Origin of the sequence: Kitasatospora sp. NPDC001309 (assembly GCF_042896295.1) — a bacterium.
Taxonomy (GTDB): domain Bacteria; phylum Actinomycetota; class Actinomycetes; order Streptomycetales; family Streptomycetaceae; genus Kitasatospora.
On record NZ_JBIAXC010000031.1, the window covers coordinates 1 to 17,474 of the forward strand.

Here is a 17,474-nt window from a genome sequence, read left to right on the forward strand (position 1 = left end):
CACCCATAAAAACACCCTCCCCCCCCCCCACCCCCGCCCGCCCGGGCCCACCCCTCCCGCCCCCCCCCCCCCCGGCCCCGGGGCGGCCCCCGGGGCGGGGCCGGCCCCGCCCGGGGCCCCCGACCGGGCTCAGGCGTCCACGCCGTAGTACTGGGCGAGGAAGCCGATCACGTCGGCGGCGTGCGGAAGCAGCTCCGGCAACTCCCGGGCCAGCGTCGCCCGGGTGGCCTCGGCCAGTTCGGGCAGGCCGGTGGCGGCGGACTTCACGTAGGGGTCGAGGCGGCGGACGAGTTCGTAGTTGCTCTCCACGTCCAGCTGCCGCATCGCCTTCTCCAGCGGGGGCGCGTCGGCCGGCGGGATGTCGGGCAGGACCCTGCTGACGAAAGTGACCCGGTGCAGCACCCGCCAGCACGGCGGCTTGCGGTCCGCCTGGCGGGCCTGGCGCAGCGCCGCCGCGTTGGGGTCGTTGCCGTTCTCCAGCCAGACCGGGTCGACGACCTTGTGGAAGAAGCTGTCGAAGTGCTCGCTGTCCTCGCCGAGGTAGAAGCTGAGGAAGCGGTAGGCGTCCACCTTGCCGGGCACCTTGACGGGGTTCCCGTCCCGGTCGAAGACCGGGTTGCGGTCGGTGTCGTAGCTCTGGAGGTTGCTGCTGGGGGCGACCTCCACCTCCAGTCCGAAGGAGCGGGTGGCCTCCTTGCCGCGGGCCCGGGTGGCGGTCATCCCGCCGCCGACGGAGGCGTCGAGCTGGGCGCCGATGCCGATGCCCGCGATCTGGAAGGAGGTGCCGATCGAGGTGCCGACCGAGCCGGAGAGCGAGTACGAGCCGGCCGTGGTCTCACTGACCACGTCGGTGGTCTCGGTGGTCTCGGCGAAGAAGCCGCCGGCGGCCGTCCAGACGTAGGTGTTGACCAGGTCCCGGCGGGAGAAGCCCTGTCCGGTGGCGCTGTCGGCGCTCTCCCGGCCGCGGGCCGGGGCGGCGTCCGCGCCGATCGCGCCGCCGAGCACCCGGCCGGCCTTCTGGGCGAGCGGGTCGGGGGCGTGGGTCTCGGTGGAGACGCTGTCGTAGTAGCTGTGCAGGCGCTGCTGGTCGCGCTGGATGCGGCGCTTGAGCGCGTACGCCTCGCGGGGCTTGAAGTAGCTGTACTCGCCCCGTTCCCGGCCGCCCCGGTAGTCGGGGTCGGCGACCTTGCCGCGTTCGTCGAAGCCGACGGTGCCGTCCAGGGTGCCCTGCTTGGTGTAGCGGGGGTTGATCGGGAACGGGACGACGTTCCAGTCCTTGGGGATGTCGGGGTTGGGCTGGATGCGGTAGGCGACCAGCGCGCAGCTGTGCGCCAGGCGCAGCGCGAAGACGTCGGCGGTCTGCGACTGCACGACGGCGAAGCCGGTGTTGGCCGGCACGTACCTGCGCCCGGCGGTGGGGTTGAGCAGTCGGCCCGGGTCCTCCCAGTGGCCGGTGAGCGAGACCTTGGTGGTCCGGGCGGTGTTCTCGCCCTGGGAGACGGAGGTGTCCTCGGCCCAGCTGTTGGAGAACTCCAGGTTGCCCCGCACGCTCGCCGAGACCCCGCCCTTGGCGATGGACTTGGCGATGCCGAATCCCAGCGGCGCGGTGATCATCCAGACGTCGACGTCCACCTCATGGGAGAGCGCGAAGCCGAAGGCGGCGTCCACGCTGCGCTCCTTGGCGGAGGACAGCGAGCGGACGACCTGTTCGGCCTCGGTGAGCTTGACCGTGGAGGCGCCCTCGAAGGTGTCGCTGCCCGGGTCGGTCAGGCCCGCGGTGAGGTTCTCCGAGGGGATCGGCGGGGCGCCCTCGACGTAGCCGATCAGCTGGGGGTCGAACTGGACCTGGCTGACCCACTCGCTGACCAGCTCGCCGACCTTGTAGCCGGTGACCAGGTGCCAGCGGCCGTCCTGGAGGTAGCTGTAGGCGCGCTTGAGGACGCCGAAGGCCTCACCGCGCGAGCCGTACTGCATGTCGGCGTACTCGGCGACCGCCGGGGCGGCCGAGACGCTCTGGTGGAACGCGTTGCGCAGGCCGGCCAGGGCGGAGCGGACCTGGGCGGCGTCGTTGGAGACCGGGGCGGTGGAGAGCACGGTGCGCGGGCGGGTGGCCTCCGGGCCGAACTCCAGGTGGTTGCCGCGCAGGCCCTCGTCGCGGACCTGGGCGGTGCCCGCCTCGGTGGAGTCCCGGTCGAACGGCCAGTAGGCGACCAGGTCCTCCTTCTCACCCTTGAGCCGGGTGAACAGGTTGTCCAGCAGCTGTTCGTGGGTGCGGGCGGTGCGCCAGATCCGCACCTCCTCCAGCACGCCTTCGAAGGCCTCGACGGGCTTGCCCCGCTTGAGCACCGCGCCCAGGGTCAGCTGGGCGTCACCGTTCTCGGCGAAGGCGGCGGTGTCGGGCAGGCCCGGCGTGCCGGCCGGGTCGCAGGCCACGGCGACGCCGTTGCGGTACAGCCGGAAGACGCTGCCGCGCGGGTCGGGGTTGCGGACCCAGCGGGCGCCGCGCAGCCGCGCCGGGTGCGAGCCGGTGGCGTCGGCGGCCGTGCTGCCCGCGTTCTCCTCGAAGCGCCAGTGCGCGACCAGGCCGCGGTCCCGGGCGGTGACGGCGCTGCCGAGCCGGGCGGCGTCCCGGGCGGCGCCCCAGATCCGGACCTCGGCGAGCACCCCGGCCAGCTGCTGGACGGTGACGCCCTCGCGGGCCCGGCCGAGCTCCAGCGGCGCGTCGTTGCCGCGCGGCCCGGCCCCCTCGTAGCGGCCGGCACCGATCTCCCGGCCGTCCAGGTGGAAGCGGATGTCCTGCCACTCGCGCACGGCCAGCGACTCGACCAGCTCGACGCTCTGGGTGACCGGCTTGCCGTCAGCGCCGGTCGCGGTGATCTGCCTGGTGCCCTTCTGCTCCTGCATCGAGCGGCCGCCCTTGCGGACCACGGCGATGCGGTGGAACTGCCCGGCCTTCACGCCCTCGGTGGAGGTGAAGCGCACGGCCCGGCCGTCGGGCTCCTCGAAGGCGAACTCCAGCCGCCCGTCCGGCAGGACGGCCAACCGGTAGGGCACGCTGCCGCCGACGCCGTCGGCGGTGCGGCCCTTGGAGAGCAGGCCCTGGGTCTCGCCGAGGCGGTCGACGCGGGCGAACACCTCCAGCGTCAGGTCGTCGGCGATGTCCAGCGCGTCGTCGTCCGGGACGTCGAGATAGGCGTCGCCGGTCAACTCGACCGCCCAGGACTGCTGGTAGGCCAGGGCGAGGTGGCTCCACTCGCGCAGCGGGAAGGTCTCCCGGCTGACCACGCGGCGGTCGCCGACGTACCCGACGACCCGGTGGCCGCCGTCGGCGATCGGCGAGCGGGCCGGGACGGGCTTCGGCATGCCGCGCAGTTCGGCGTGCCGGTTGTTCCCGGAGCGGTCGGTCAGGACGGCCTGCGCACCGGGTTCGGGCGCCGAGTACGTCCAGTAGCCGAGCAGCCCCGCCTCGTTGCCGCTCAGCCGCCGCCCCTGGCCGGCCCGCAGCTCCTCGCCGCCGCGTGCCTTGGACCAGAGCCGGACCTCGTCCAGCCGGACGGCGGCGAACTCGGTGGGCCAGCACAGCACGGTGCCCAGCGAGAGCCGGCCCTGCCCTCGGTACGGGGCGTCGGCGGTGCGCCGGGCGATCTCCTGCCCGTCCAGGTAGATCACCTGCTGGCGGGTCTCCCGCTGGAACACGCAGGCCCAGTGGTGCCACTTGGTGTCGGAGAACCGCTTGGTGGTGTCCAGGTCGTCGCCGTAGAAGGCGAAGGTGAAGAAGCCGTTCTTGCGGAAGCCGATGTGCAGGCTCTCGTTGGCGCGCCCCTCGGCACCGCTGTGCCCGAGCACCATGTGCGGCCGGCTGTCGACCTTGGTGCGCTGGGCCCAGAACTCCACCGTGAAGTCGCCGTCGCCGAAGCCGAAGGCGTCGGGCACCACGGCGGCGTCGTCCGTGCCGTCGAAGACCAGCCCGGAGGTCGCCTGGGTGCCGAGCAGGCCGAGGCCGTACGGGGTGTCCCCGGCGTTGGCGTGCAGCAGCCGCACCGGACCCTCGACCCGCTCCGGGTTGACCCAGGTCTCCAGGGTGAGGTCGCCCGGGGTCGCCGCCCGGGGCAGCTGCCCGGCGGGCAGGGCCAGGAAGCGGCCCTTGCCGTCGAAGGCGTAGGCCCGGCCCGGCATGTCGGCCCGCCAGCGCCCGCCGTGGCCGCGCGCCAGGCCGTCCGCACTGCCCAGGGGCAGTTCGGCCAGGCCCCCGGGGTCGACGGTGATCAGCCGGGAGCCCTCGGCGAGGGTGCTGCCGGGCTGCGAGGACTCGGACCAGCGGTGGTCGTAGCGCACCCGCTGCACGCTCATCCCGGGCTTCAGCAGGGCCGGCTCCGCACCCGCGCCGAGGCGCAGCGACTTCGACCCGGCGGGGTGGCTGCCCTCGAAGCGGAAGCCGTGGCCGCCGACGGTCACGAAGCCGGGGCCGGCCAGCGGGGCGAGGGTGCCCTCGGTGAACTGCACCACGTCGCCGTCGATCCGCAGGACCGAGCCGATCGTGACGGGCTGCTCGGCCGCGCCGTTGACCACGGCGGCGAAGTCCTCGGCCCGGCGGGGCAGGTGCGACCACTTCTCGGTCTGCCCGCCGTGCCGGATGGTGAGGGTGACCTGCGTCGGGCCGTCCCCGGCCTCGACGGTGATCCCGGTCCCGGTGAGGTCGGTGCCCGCGTCCCGGGCCGTGAAGGAGACCGTCCGCGCGCCGGCGGCCAGCTGCCGGGAGGAGCGCAGCACCTGGCTGTCGTAGTAGGCGGCGAAGAACTGGCCGTTGGAGCCCCGGAAGTAGAGCACGACGTTGCCGGTGGCGCTGTCCAGCAGGAAAGGGCGGTCGGCGGCGCGGGCGAAGCCCAGCAGCGCGCCGGAGCCGCTCAGGCCGGTGCGGTCGACGGTCAGCTGCGGCACCGGCAGGGCGATGTCGTCGGATCCGCGCACGCCGCCGGTGAGTCGGCCCAGTTCCTCCTGCTTGGCGGCGAGAGCGGCCTGCTGGGCGGTCAGGGCGCGGCGCTGCTGGGCGAGCCGGTCCTGCTTGGTGCCGAGGAGCTCCAGGCGCTCGGTGAGCTCGGAGATCTGCCGGCTGAGCCGGTCGGTGGTGGGGTTGGACTTCAGCGAGTTGTCGATCCGCTCCAGGATGAGGACGCCCTCGCCGGAGTCTTTCGCCGTCGCGTAGTCGTACTGGACGATGCGGTCGCCCTGGCTGTCCCGGGCCGCGACCAGCTGGTGGCTGTGCCGGGCCACCAGGCTGTAGCCGTTCCAGCCGTCGAGCGCGAAGTGGGTGGCGGCGTTGTCGGCCTCCCGGCGGTACTGGATCAGGGGGATGTCGTTGCCGGTCCGCCGGTTGTCGACGTTCATGTCGAGTCCGGAGTTGACGTTCTTGACGAAGCAGCAGGCGAAGCCGTTGATCGTGGTGCCGGTCGGCTCGAAGGTCCAGACCGTGGACGCGGCCTGCCGGTCGGCGGTGCGCACCAGCGGGGCGACGCTGTCCTTGCGGTCGCCCTGCACCGCGAGGTACTGGTCCTTGCCGTCCTTCTGCAGCTTGAACCGCAGCCGGTAGCGCCAGTAGGAGTAGTCGCTCTCCAACTCGGCGCGCACCTCGGCGCGTTGGCGCTCGACGTCGGGGATCTCGGCGGTCTCCAGCTGGAGTCGGGTGATCTCGGCCTCGGTGGCGGCGACGTCCCGGGCCAGTTTCGCCACCTGGGCGTCCACCTCCCCGGCCGCGTCGACCGTCCCGCTGGACTCCGGCGCGGCCAGCACCGGCAGCGCCAGCTCCTCCGGCACCTGGGCCAGCCGGCCGTCCCGGCCCACGCCGAGGTCCACGGTGGCGACGTAGGCCTCGTCGGTGGCCCGGCCGGTCACCGGGTCGGGCCCGCCGGTGGTGCAGGCGAGCAGCACCCTGGCCTGGCGCTTGACCGGCTTGGACGCCTGGTCGTAGCCGGCGGGCGCGGCCTCCTGCTGGTGGTGCAGCAGCGCGGACAGGCCGGAGACCACCCGGCGCCCGGTGAAGGCGAAGCTGCTGCGGCTCACCCCGGAGTCCTCGCCGACGGGGGCGTCCGAGGTGACCCAGGCGGGGCCGCCGCTCAGCGCGGCGTGCCGGGCGTGGTCGGTCTGGTCGTGCAGGGTGGTGCCGGAGCCCTCGTCGAAGCGGTAGTAGACGGCCAGCCCGGGTTCGTTGCCGATCAGCCGGCGGCCGCGGTCGGCGGCGATCTCCGCGCCGCCGCGCGGGCGGAGCCAGATCCGCACCTCGTCCAGCTCTCCGCGGCCGAAGGAGCGGGCACCGCGTCCCAGGGTGAGGCCGCCGAGGCCGGCGTACGGCATGTCCGTGGTGCGGCGGCCGACTTCGACGCCGTCGCGGTAGACGACCTGCTCGCGGGTGTCCCGGGTGAAGACGCAGGCCCAGTGGTGCCAGTCGGTGTCGGTGGTGCGCTGCGGGATGTCCAGGTCGTCGTGGAAGAAGGCGAAGGTGAAGGTGTCGTCCGGGCGGAAGCCGATGTGCAAGGTGCGCAGCCGGACGCCGCTGGAGGCGCCGTGGCCGATCAGGAAGTCCTCACGGCCGCCGGTGGCGGTGCGCCGGGCCCAGAACTCCACGGTGAAGTCGGAGTCGGCCAGGTCGAGGGCGCTGCTCGGCAGTTCGGCCAGGTCGTCGACGCCGTCGAAACGCAGCGCCGTCCCCGCCCGGCCGCCCCCGTCCTCGGCGGGGACCAGCGGACGGCCGGTGAACGGGCAGGTGCCGGGCGCGCTCTCATAGACGGCGTTCCGGTGGCGCGGGTCGGGGCTGGTCCAGGCCTGGGTGCCCCGGGTGTCGAAGAGGCCGTCCCGGCTGCGTTGGACGCTGAAGGCGTCGATCCGGCCGGTGGCGTCGTTGTGGGCGAAGACCTGCCAGCGCTCCCGGCCGTGCACGGCGGTGGGTACCAGCAGGGCGGCGAAGCGGCCCTCGGAGAGGTTGCGGACGAAGGACAGCTCCTGGGTCGGCTCGACGAACGGCCGCCCCTCCATGTCCTGGGTGCCGAGGCTGTCCTTGGCGGAGTCCGGGCGGCCCTTGTGCCGGCTCCGGCGGTAGCGGACCTCCAGCACCGGCTTCAACTCGCCGCCGGCCAGCACGAAGCGGTCGCACAACAGGGTCGCGTCGACCACCGCGACCTTGCGCCCGCCCTCCGTGGCCAGGTAGTCCGTGCGGGCGGGGTCGCCGGAGGAGCCGGTGCCGTCGGCGAGCCGGAACACCGCGTCCGGGTGGTCGGCCCGCACCGACTGGCGCAGCACGTAGACGTGGGTGCCGTCGGAGACGACGTGGAAGGGGGCGGCGGCGCCGAGCCGGGCGGTGCTGGACAGGAACCGGTCCAGCTCCTGCTCCTCCAGCCGCTCCGCCGCGTCCGCCTCCACCCGGCCTCCGCGCTTGACCACCGGCATCCGCACCGAGCCCGCCACCGCGTAGCCGACCCGGGCCACCTCGGCCGGGAAGCGCAGCGTCAGCGGGTCCTCCGACCAGTAGGCCGCGTCGGCCTCGCCCTTCGCCTCGTCGTGCCGGGACAGGTCCAGGACGCTGTAGACGAGGCGCCGTTGGTCGTCCATCGCGAACGCGACCGTGCTCCCCTGGTGCCGCACCGTCGTCGTGTGCACGTAGGCCCGGTCGCCGTAGACCTTCGCCAAGTGCTGCTGCTCCGTCAAGCCGCCACCTCACGTCCGGTGGCCGTAGGGCTACCGACGGCCGCGCGATCACCACAGAACGCATCCACGGTTTCACCGAACGTGATGATCCATCAAGTCACTTTCCCGCCGCGGCACCCCGGCGATCCGGCCACCCGCCGACCCCCGACGCCCGCGGCACCGTCCGTCCCTACCCCGGGCGCCACGCGCGAACCGGAGTCCGCAGAACCGGCTGCGACCGGGGCCGAAGTGGGGAAGACCCGTCCCCCACGGCTGGTCGGGCGCCTGGGCACCAGGCCCCTGGCGGCCTCGGCGCACGCGGCGGCGCTGCGTGCGGCCGGACTGGTGGCGACCACCCGGCGGGGACGCACCGTGCGACACACCCTCACCCCGCTCGGCGCCGACCCTCTCGACGCCAACCCCGGCCGACGCGCGCCCTATTGCCCGCCGAACTTGCGCCGCTCGTCCGAGTGGACGGTCCCCGCCGACAGCCCGGCCCTGACCCCAGACCCGAGACCGGGTCGGAACCCTGTCGAACGCGTGGCGAAGAATCCGGAAAAGGGAAATGACTGGAATCATTCCCACGCTGGAGAATCGAATCTCCACATATCCCTTTCGTCACTCGGGTATTCAGATTCCCCGTACATGCCACGGGTTTCAGAGTAGCCCTCGACACCGTTCTCCGGGTATGCGATAGTCGCTTTCGACCACCTGGTACCGAGGAGCACGAGTTGCCCATTTCCAGGCGTTTGATATCGCCCGAGGGGCGCATCTGGGAGACCGAGGAAATCCTGGCCCGGGTATTCGGTGCCACCGAACTCCTGGCCCGTCGAAATGTCCGGCCCGGCTCGCGGGTGATGATGAGCGGGGCCAATTCGCCGGAATGGGTCGTCGTGCTGCTCGCGCTCGTCCACCTCGACGCCTCGGTGGTGCTGGCCGATCACCGGGCCACCCCCGCCCAGCGGGCCCGGATCCGGCAGCTGGCCCGGGTGGTGCTCGACCTCGGCGACGGCGCGGTCGAGGCGGCGGCGCCGCGGAGCGGTGCGGCGACGGTGACTGCGCCGGCGGCCGAGCCCGATCCCGCGGGCTGGGCCCGGCGGCGGGATGCCGCGATCTCGTGGTCCTCGGGCACGACGGGCAGCCCCAAGGGCATCGTGCGCTCCGGCCGGTCGATCCTGGACAACCTCGCGCTCAGCGCGGACCGCATGGGCTACCGGCCCGACGACGTCTTCCTGCCCGTGCTGCCGTACTCGCACCAGTACGGTCTCTCGCTGGTGCTCTGCTGGTGGCTGGGCGGGGGCACGCTGGTGGTCTACGGGCCGAGCACCCGTCTGGACCACGCGCTCGCGGTCGGCGTGGAGCACGGCCTCACCGTCGTGGACGCGGCGCCGTCGACCTACTACAGCCTGCTCAACCTGCTCGACCGCCGCCCCGCGCTGGTGGGCGCGCTGGGGACGGTACGGGCCTGGTGCGTGGGCGGCGCGCCGCTGGGCCGCAGCCTGGCGGCCCGCTTCCACGCCCGTACGGGCCGGCACCTGCTCGACGGCTACGGGGCGACGGAGCTGGGGAACGTCGCGCTGGCGCCGCCCGCCGATCCGGTCGGCTGCGGCACCCCGCTGCCGGGGGTGGTCGTCGAGGTCCACGACGAGCACGGCAGGCCGCTCCCCTGCGGTCGGCTCGGCGAGCTCGTGGTCCGCAGCGCGGGCCTGATGACGGGTCTGCTCGGCGAGGACGGCGAGATCGTCCCGGTCCCGGGTGCGGTGCACCGCACCGGGGACATCGGGCTGCTCGACGACGCCGGCCGGGTCTTCCCGATCGGGCGCAAGCACGCCGTGCACCGGGAGGGGCACACGCTCTACCCCGACCACCTCGCCGAGCGGGCCGGGGCGGCCGGGGCGCGGACGGAGGTCGTCGCCGTGCCCGACGCCCGCCTGGGCTGCCGCCTGGTGTTCGTGGTCGAGGACCCGGACGGCCACCAACCCGCCCACTGGAAAGGGCTGTTGCGTCCGCTGCTGGCCCGCTACGAGCAGCCCGACCAGGTCGTGGTGCTTCCCTCGCTGCCGCTCACCAACACGGGAAAGCCCGACCGGGCCGTTCTGGAGAAGATCGCCATGACCTCGCTGCCCGCGTCGCACCGGACGACGACCCCCGACACCACGGCCCCGCCCACCACCCCGGACGACTACCGCATCCCCTTCCCCGACCGGGTCGACGCGCTGCGCGCGGTGCGCCGGTACGTGGCCGACCACGAGGACGCGGTGCTGCGGATCCTCACCGAGGTCTCGCCCCACCGCACCGCCGCCACCGAGATCCGCTCCTTCCTCGCCGCCCTCGACGGCGCGGAGCAGGAGGTCCGCCGCGTCCGGCCCGGCCACGTGCCCCGGGCGGCGGTCTTCACGCCCTCCAACATCCCGCTCTATTCCTATGCGCTCTACATGCTGGTGGCGTCCCTCTACAGCGAGAGAATAACCTTCCGGCCGTCCTCCGAAATCCGGGGCCAGATGCAGCGCCTGCACGATCTGCTGGCACCGGTCCACGGCCTGCCGATCACCCTTTCCGGGCTCAGCCAGCGCAAGTTCGTGACGGGACCGGTGCGCGAGGCCGACCTGATCGTCTTCACCGGTGACTACGCCAATGCCGAGACCATTCGGGAAGGCCTGGCGGAGGACCAGCTGTTCCTCTTCTTCGGCCACGGCATCAACCCCTTCGTGATCGCGCCCGACGCCGATCTCGCACTCGCCGTGCACGACGTCATGCGGATCCGGCTCTACAATTCGGGCCAGGACTGCTTCGGTCCCGACGTCGTGTTCGCCCCGAAGGGCCGCACCGAGGAGTTCGTCGACCGGCTGTCCGCCGAGCTCGCGTCCCTGCGCTTCGGTCCGAACGGCGACCCGGCCGCCGACTACGGCCCGCTCTTCTACGACTCTGCGCTGATCGACTGCTCGGACTACCTGGTGCGGCACGCCCGCCGCATCCGGCACGGCGGGCGCATCGACCTGCCGTCCCGCAAGGTCGAACCGACCGTGCTGCTCTGGGGTTTCGACGACAAGCTCCCGCTGGAGGAGATGTTCGCCCCGGTGTTCAACGTGGTGGCCTACCCCAGCGCGAGGCTGCTGCGCGAACGGCTGGCGAGCCCCTACTTCGGCGAGCGCGCACTGGGCGCGATGGTGTACGGGAACGATCCGGCGACGGTGGAGGTCCTGACCAGGCGTCACCGCACCTGCGTCAACCACACCCTGCTCGACGCCGAGGACGGCAACCGTCCGTTCGGCGGCTTCGGGCTGCGCGCCAACTACCTCTCCTACGGCGGCGAACGGCGCGCCGAGCCGCTGCTGATGTCGCAGGCCGTGGCGCGGGTCCTCCCGACGGCCGTCCCCGACACGGCCGTCCTCGCCCCAGCGGTCCCCGCCCCGGCCGTCCCCGTCACGGCGGTCGGGGAGTGAGCCGGGTGGACCGGCGGCACCCGGACGCCTGGTCGGCGATCGTCGAGCTGCTGGTGGCGCACGGGGTGGACACCTGCTTCGGACTGCCCGGCGACGACCTGGAGCTGCTGCGCGCCCTCGACGCCGCCGGCCTGGACCTCGTCCCGTGCCGCGACCAGCGCAACGCGATGTACATGGCCACCGGGTACGCGCTGCAGTCGGGTCGGCTCGCGGTCTGCGCGCTGGGCAAGGGCCCGGCCGTCACCCACGCGGCCACCGGGCTGCTGGAGGCGCGCGAGTCCGGCGCGCCCGTGCTGGTGCTCGCCGCCGGCACGCCCGAACGCCGCCGGGGCAGTGGCGGGTTCCAGGAACTCGACCAGGTCGCCGTGACGGCGCCGCTGGTCCGCTGGGCGCACCGGGTGGGGCACCCGGACCGGGTCGTCCCCGCGACGGTGACGGCCCTGACCCGGGCCGTGGGGCCGCCGGCCGGGCCGGTGTACCTGGAGGTGCCCGATGACGTCCGCACGGCCGAGGTGCTCGTCCCCGGAGCGCGGCCGAGCCTGCCGGAACCGCTGTTCGACGCCGAGCCGCTCCCCCGGACGGCGCCGGGCCCGGCCCTGGCGGCACTGCGCGCGAGCCGGCGTCCGGTGCTGCTGGTGGGCGGCGGGATGCGGCACCGCAACGGCGGCGGCGCGGTCGAGCGCTTCGCCGACCGCCTCGGCGCGGCGCTGTTCACCACCGCCTCCGGCCGGGGCGCCGTGGACGAGCACCACCCGCTGTTCTGCGGCGTGGCGGGCCTCTACGCCGGGCGCCCCGCAAGGGAGTTGTGGGCCTCCTGCGACCTGGTGGTGTCGCTCGCCGGCCGGCTGGAGGAGACGGTCGTCGAGGGCGGGGAGCCGTGGCCGCCGGTCCCGGTGGTCCAGGTCAATCTGGATCCGGCCGGGCTGTCGGCGGAGTTCCCGGGCCCGCGCGTGCTCGGCGACGCCCGGCATGCCGTGCTCGGCTGGACCCGGGCACTGGAGCAGGACGGCGGGGTCGGGCGCGCGGAGGCCGTCGGCCTCTGGGCGGACGACATCGCCGCCGCCCGCAAGGCCCTGGAGCTGGACGCGGCGGCCGAGTTGGCGCGGGCGGCGACCCTGCCAGGAATCCGCGTGGCCGAGCTGCTCGCCGCGCTCGACGCCACCGCCGACGGGCCCCGCGTGCTGGTCCAGGAGAACGGGCTGCAGGACATGTGGTCCTACGGCTTCCCCTTCCGGGTCGGCGGCGGGTCCGTGGTGCCCTCGGAGCAGACCCCGCTGGGCTTCGGCGCGGCCGCGGCCATCGGGGTCAAGCGGGCCGCCCCGGACCACGAGGTCACCGCGTTCGTCGGGGACGGCGCCTTCCTCGCGGCCCGCGCGGACATCGCCGCCACCGCCCGCAGCCACGGCGGCGTGCTGTACGTGGTGCTGTGCAACGGCGGCTACGGCTGGCTGGACGCCCAGCGCGCCCGCCTCGGCCTCGACGCCGGACGCCATGCCTTCACCCGCCCGGGCTCGCCGCCGCCCGCCGTGGACGGGCCGGACGTCCACTGCCGGGTGCTGCGCGACAAGGCCGCGCTCACCGCCGAACTCCGCACCGCACGCCGGTTCTGCGCCCGGGGCGGCACCGCCGTGCTCCTGGTGCCGGTCTCCCCCGACGACGTCCTCCCGGCCGTCCGCGACGCCGGGGCGGTGCCCCAATGACCGGCACCGGAGCGCGGGTTGACGCCGGGTACGGCCGGTACCGGCGCCGGGTGGTCGTCACCGGGTACGGGGCGGTGACCCCGCTCGGCCACAGCGCCGGGGAGACCTGGACGGCGATGCTGGCCGGGCGCAGCGGCATCGCCGCCGTGGACGCGATCGACGTGACCGGTCTGGACGTCCGGATCGGCGGGCAGGTCCGCGGCTTCGTACCCGACCGTTACATGCCGCCGGCGGTCCGCCGTCGCACCGACCCGTACGCCCAGTACGCCCTGGCCGCGGCGCTGGAGGCGTGCGGGCACGCCGGGCTGGTCGTCGACGACGGCCTGGCGCCGAGGGTCGCCGTGGTCATCGGCAGCGGCTACGGCCCGGTCGGGTCGATCTACCGGGCCGCCGACACCCTGCGCGCCCGGGGGCCGCGGGCGATCAGCCCGTTCGCCCAGGTCACGACCGCCATGGACAGCGCCGCCGGGGAGATCAGCATGCGCATCGGGGCCTGGGGACCGAGCCGGGCCCAGAGCACGGCGTGCGCCAGCGGCGCGGACGCGGTCGGCGCCGGGATGCGCATGATCGCCACCGGCGAGGCCGACGTCGTGCTGGCCGGCGGCGCGGACGCCTGTGTCACCGCCGTCGACCTCGCGGGCAGCGGCAACGCCCGCGCGCTGTCCCGGCGCAACGACGACCCGACGGCGGCCTGCCGGCCGTTCGACGCGCACCGCGACGGGTTCGTGATGAGCGAGGGAGCCGCCGTGCTGGTCCTGGAGGCCGCCGGGACGGCCGAGCGTCGGGGCGCCACGGCGCTGGCCGAACTCGCGGGCTACGGGGCGAGTTCGGACGCCCACCACTGGACCGCGCCCCACCCGCAGGGGCGGGGAGCGTGCCTCGCCGTCGAGGCGGCACTGCGCGACGCGGGGATCACCGGGGCGGACGTGGACTACGTCAACGCGCACGGCACCGGAACGCTGCTGAACGACGCCACCGAGACGGCGGTGCTGCGCCGGGTGCTGGGCGAGCGGGTCACCCGAATCCCGGTCAGCTCCACCAAGTCGATGACCGGGCACATGATCGGTGCCGCCGGGGCCGTCGAGCTGGTGGCGTCGATCCAGGTCCTGCGCACGGGCGACGTCCCGCCCACCGTCAACTGCGACGAGCCGATCGACCCGGAGATCAACTTCGTGCCGCACCGGGCGCAGCACCACGAGCGCCTGCGGATCGCGCTCAGCAACTCCTTCGGTTTCGGGGGCCACAATGCCGCCCTCGTGGTCCGAGCGGTCTGAGGGCCGGCCGTGCACCGCCGTCCGGAGACCGCCACCGCCGGCACCGCGACCGGCGCCGGCACCGTCACCCGCAGCGGGCCGCTGACCTGGGTCCAGGAGTGGCACTGGTTCGAGCGCACCGTGCCCCCGGCGCGGCGGGTGAACCCGACGCCGCTCGCCGACCACTGCCACGTCCCGCCGTCGGCCTCCCTCGCCGACGTCCACGCGGCGCTCGCCGCCCTGACCGCCCGGCACGAGGCGCTGCGCACCACCGTCGATCCGCTGTGCCCGGTCCAGCACGTGCACCGCGCGCACTGGGCGCCGCTGCCGGTCGACCACCTGGACGTGCCGGTGGTCGACGCCGCCACCCTGGAGGCCGCCACCGCGGCCCTGGCCGCCCGCCCGATCGACCCCGAGCGGAACCCGCCCTGGCTCGCCCGGGTGCTGCTGACGGCGGGGCAGCCGCGGGCGGTGCTGATCGCCGCCCACCACGTGCTGATCGACGGGTGGGGGCTGGCCGTGCTGCTCGACCAGCTGCACGATCAACTGCGCGGCACGGCGGCACCGTTGGGGACGGCCTCGCAGCCGCTCGACGCGCTCGCCACCCAGACGCCGGAGCGGGCCCGCGCGGCGGAGCGGGAGTGGCTGACGCGCCTCGCGGACAACCCCACCGGGGTTCTGGCCCCGTTCGGCGGGTCCCCGGACGGCACCGGGCGCCACCGACTCCAGCACCGCTCGGTGAGCGCCTACCGGCACCTGCGCCACATCGCCCGGCGCCACCTGGTCAGCCCCGAGGTCGTCGTGCTCGCGGCGCTGGCCCACGACGTCGCCGCGCGTACCGGCGAACTCCGCTTCCTCGCCTCGGTGGTGGTCTCCAACCGGGCCCGGGCCGCCGTGCGGGGCAGCATCGGGGTCCGGGCCCTGACCGTCCCGGTGCAGATCGACCTGCGTCCGGGCGCGGCCTTCGGCGAGGTGGTCGCCTCGGTCGCCGCCGCCTCCGCGACGGCCTACCGGTACGGCCACTGGCGGCCTGCCGAACTGGTCGCCGCCCAGGCGCGGACGGACCGCCGCCGCGGGGTCAGGACGGTGCCCGCCATCGAGTACAACTGCTACTCCTGGCCGCGCGGTTACCTCGTCCCGGGGTACCTGGCCCCGGGGTACCTCGACCCCCCGGTCCCGGTGCCTGCGCCGGTGCCTGGCACCGCGCCGGACGGGTCGGGCGACGGCTGGCTCCGCAGCGCGCCCGACGAGCCCTGCGACACGCTCTACGTCGACCTCGCCCTCGACGCGGGGGCCGTCACCCTCGACGTCACCGTCGGGGACCACCTGCTCGACGCCGGGCAGGCCGCCGCCCTGCCCGTCCGGCTGTGCGCCCTGCTGCGCGCGGCGGCCGACGGCGCCGAGTGCCCCGTCCCGGCGCGCCCGACCGCACCGGCCGCCCCCGGGTGGTGGCGCGCCCCGCAGGGCTGGGTGCGCCCGGCCGCGGTCGCGGCGGTGCTGCGCGACTGCCCCGGGGTGCTCGACGTGACGGTGGCGCCCGGCAGGGAGGTGACGGGGGCGGACGAGGAGCCGCACCTCGTCGCCCGGGCCCGCACCGCCCCCGGCGTCACCCCGGAGGACCTGCACCGCCACGTGCTGGACCACCTCGACGAGGTGCCGGGCCTGCTGGCCCCGGGCCGCTACGTACTCTCCCCGGCCGGGCCCGGCGCCACCACCACGACCCGCGCCGAAGCGCTGCGGGTCCCGCGCCGCCTGCCCGGCACGGCCGCCGAACGGGCGCTGGCCGCCGCCGTCGCCACCGCCGCCGCACCTGGTGGCCCCGGCGGACCAGGCGGACCCGGCAGCCCGGACACCGTGGACCTGAACCGCTGTCTGGCCGACCACGGCGTCACCCTGGTCGCCGTCCCCCGTCTGCTGGCGCTGCTCCGCCGGTCCGGCCTCACCGGGATCGCGTCGGACGAACTGGCCGGAACGGCCTCGCTCGGCCACCTCGCCGCCGCCCTGGAGCCCGCACCGCCCGCACCGCCCGGACTGCCCGCACAGCCCGCACCAGCAGCAGCACCAGCAGCACCGCCACCACCCCTGCCGCCCCGCGCCCACCGTGCAGGAGGGACCTCACCATGACCGCGCCCCGCAGCACCGCACCGCCCGAGGACCGCCTGGCCCCGTGGGCCTTCGCCGCCTTCGTCGAGGCCAACACCCACGACACGGCGTACCGCCCGCCGGTGGTGGACGGCCCGGTCGGGCCGACCGTCGTCCGCAACGGCCGCGAGCTGGTGAACTTCGCCAGCATCAGCTTCCTCGACCTGGAGCGCCACCTCCCGGTGCGGCGCCACTTCGCCGAGGGGGCGCTGGCCCACGGGCTGAGCACCAGCGGCTCCCGGATGACCCAGGGGATCTGCCGCCCGCACCAGGTGCTGGAGGAGACGATCGCCCGCCACACCGGCAAGGAACGCGCCATCAGTTTCGCCACCGGACTGCTGGCCAACATCGGGTTCGTGCACGCCATGAGCAGTTCCGCGCACTTCGACGACGGGATCGAGGTCCGCAACCACGACACCGTCTTCGTCGTCGACCGGGACGTCCACTGGAGCATCTGGAAGGGCCTCCAGGGGCTCGACTACGGCCGCCACGTGCACGCCTTCCGGCACAACGACGTCGCCGACCTGGCCCGGATCCTGCGCCGGGTCCGCGCCCGCAAGACGGTGGTGATCGCCGAGAGCATCTACTCGGCCGACGGCACCATGGGGCCGATCGTGGAGATCCTCGACGAGTGCGACCGGCACGGCGCCGTCAGCATGATCGACGACGCGAACGGCTTCATGGTCTACGGGCCGGAGCACCGCCCCTACGCCCGGGAGGCGGCCGCGATCCGGGAACGGGCCGACTTCGTCATGGTGTCGCTGTCGAAGGCCATCGGGCTGGAGGGCGGCGCCATCGCCGGTCCGGCGGCGGCCGTCGACGCCTTCGAACTCCTCTCCGGCACCTCGATGTTCACGGCCGCCATCCAGCCGCCGACCGCCCACGCGGCCGACCGCACGATCGCCGCCCTGGCCGCCGATCCCCGGATCGTCGACGACTACCTGGCCCATGCCGCCCGCCTGCGCCGCCGGATGCACGAGGCCGGCACGGCGACGACGCCCACCGAGTCGTACATGCTCTCGGTGCCGATCGGGAACGACGCCGCCGCCCTGCAGATGCGGGAGTGGTTCGTCGAGGACGGCTACCTCGTGCCCGTCTTCTCCTACCCGGCGGTCACCCGCAACCAGGCGCTGCTGCGCCTGTTCCCGCACGCGGGCCACACCGAGGAGCAGGTGGACGGCTTCCTGCGCACCCTCGTCGACTACCGCCGGCGCCTCGGCGTCTGACCGCCCCCTGGCACCCCCGTCCCCCTCCGGAGGAAC

6 protein-coding genes are annotated in these 17,474 nt (G+C 74.5%); 5 read left to right on the forward strand and 1 reads right to left on the reverse strand.

Annotated features, from left to right (window positions below; translation table 11 throughout):
- Nucleotides 1-129: 129 nt before the first annotated feature.
- On the reverse strand, nucleotides 130-7,695 hold the full coding sequence (locus ACFY2K_RS27615; RefSeq protein WP_387714926.1) for a LamG-like jellyroll fold domain-containing protein: 7,566 nt from the start codon (nucleotides 7,693-7,695) through the stop codon (nucleotides 130-132).
- A gap of 710 nt (nucleotides 7,696-8,405) precedes the next feature.
- Here ACFY2K_RS27615 and ACFY2K_RS27620 point away from each other — a divergent pair.
- Genes ACFY2K_RS27620 through ACFY2K_RS27640 form a run of 5 tightly spaced genes read left to right on the forward strand, consistent with a single transcriptional unit; the run spans nucleotide 8,406 to nucleotide 17,438 of the window.
- Entirely contained in the window at nucleotides 8,406-11,117 is a 2,712-nt protein-coding gene (locus tag ACFY2K_RS27620) for an aldehyde dehydrogenase family protein (protein WP_387714929.1), read from the forward strand.
- 5 nt (nucleotides 11,118-11,122) lie between these two features.
- Nucleotides 11,123-12,817, forward strand: coding sequence for a thiamine pyrophosphate-binding protein (locus ACFY2K_RS27625; protein ID WP_387714932.1), 1,695 nt, complete (start codon nucleotides 11,123-11,125; stop codon nucleotides 12,815-12,817).
- Nucleotides 12,814-14,091 (forward strand): beta-ketoacyl-ACP synthase II, encoded by a 1,278-nt coding sequence (fabF, locus tag ACFY2K_RS27630; protein WP_380531719.1) that lies wholly within the window; start codon nucleotides 12,814-12,816, stop codon nucleotides 14,089-14,091. The genes ACFY2K_RS27625 and fabF overlap by 4 nt, the downstream gene beginning before the upstream one ends.
- A 9-nt stretch (nucleotides 14,092-14,100) precedes the next feature.
- A complete protein-coding gene (locus ACFY2K_RS27635) occupies nucleotides 14,101-16,194 on the forward strand; it encodes a condensation domain-containing protein (protein ID WP_387714935.1) in 2,094 nt (697 codons plus the stop codon).
- Nucleotides 16,191-17,438, forward strand: a complete 1,248-nt coding sequence (locus ACFY2K_RS27640; protein ID WP_380523300.1) for an aminotransferase class I/II-fold pyridoxal phosphate-dependent enzyme — start codon at nucleotides 16,191-16,193, stop codon at nucleotides 17,436-17,438. Before ACFY2K_RS27635 ends, ACFY2K_RS27640 begins: the two co-directional genes overlap by 4 nt.
- Nucleotides 17,439-17,474: the final 36 nt, after the last annotated feature.

Coding starts and splice junctions, on each gene's coding strand:
- fabF (WP_380531719.1), top strand. CDS start 12,814: ATGACCGGCACCGGAGCGCGGGTTGACGCCGGGTACGGCCGGTACCGG.
- ACFY2K_RS27640 (WP_380523300.1), top strand. CDS start 16,191: ATGACCGCGCCCCGCAGCACCGCACCGCCCGAGGACCGCCTGGCCCCG.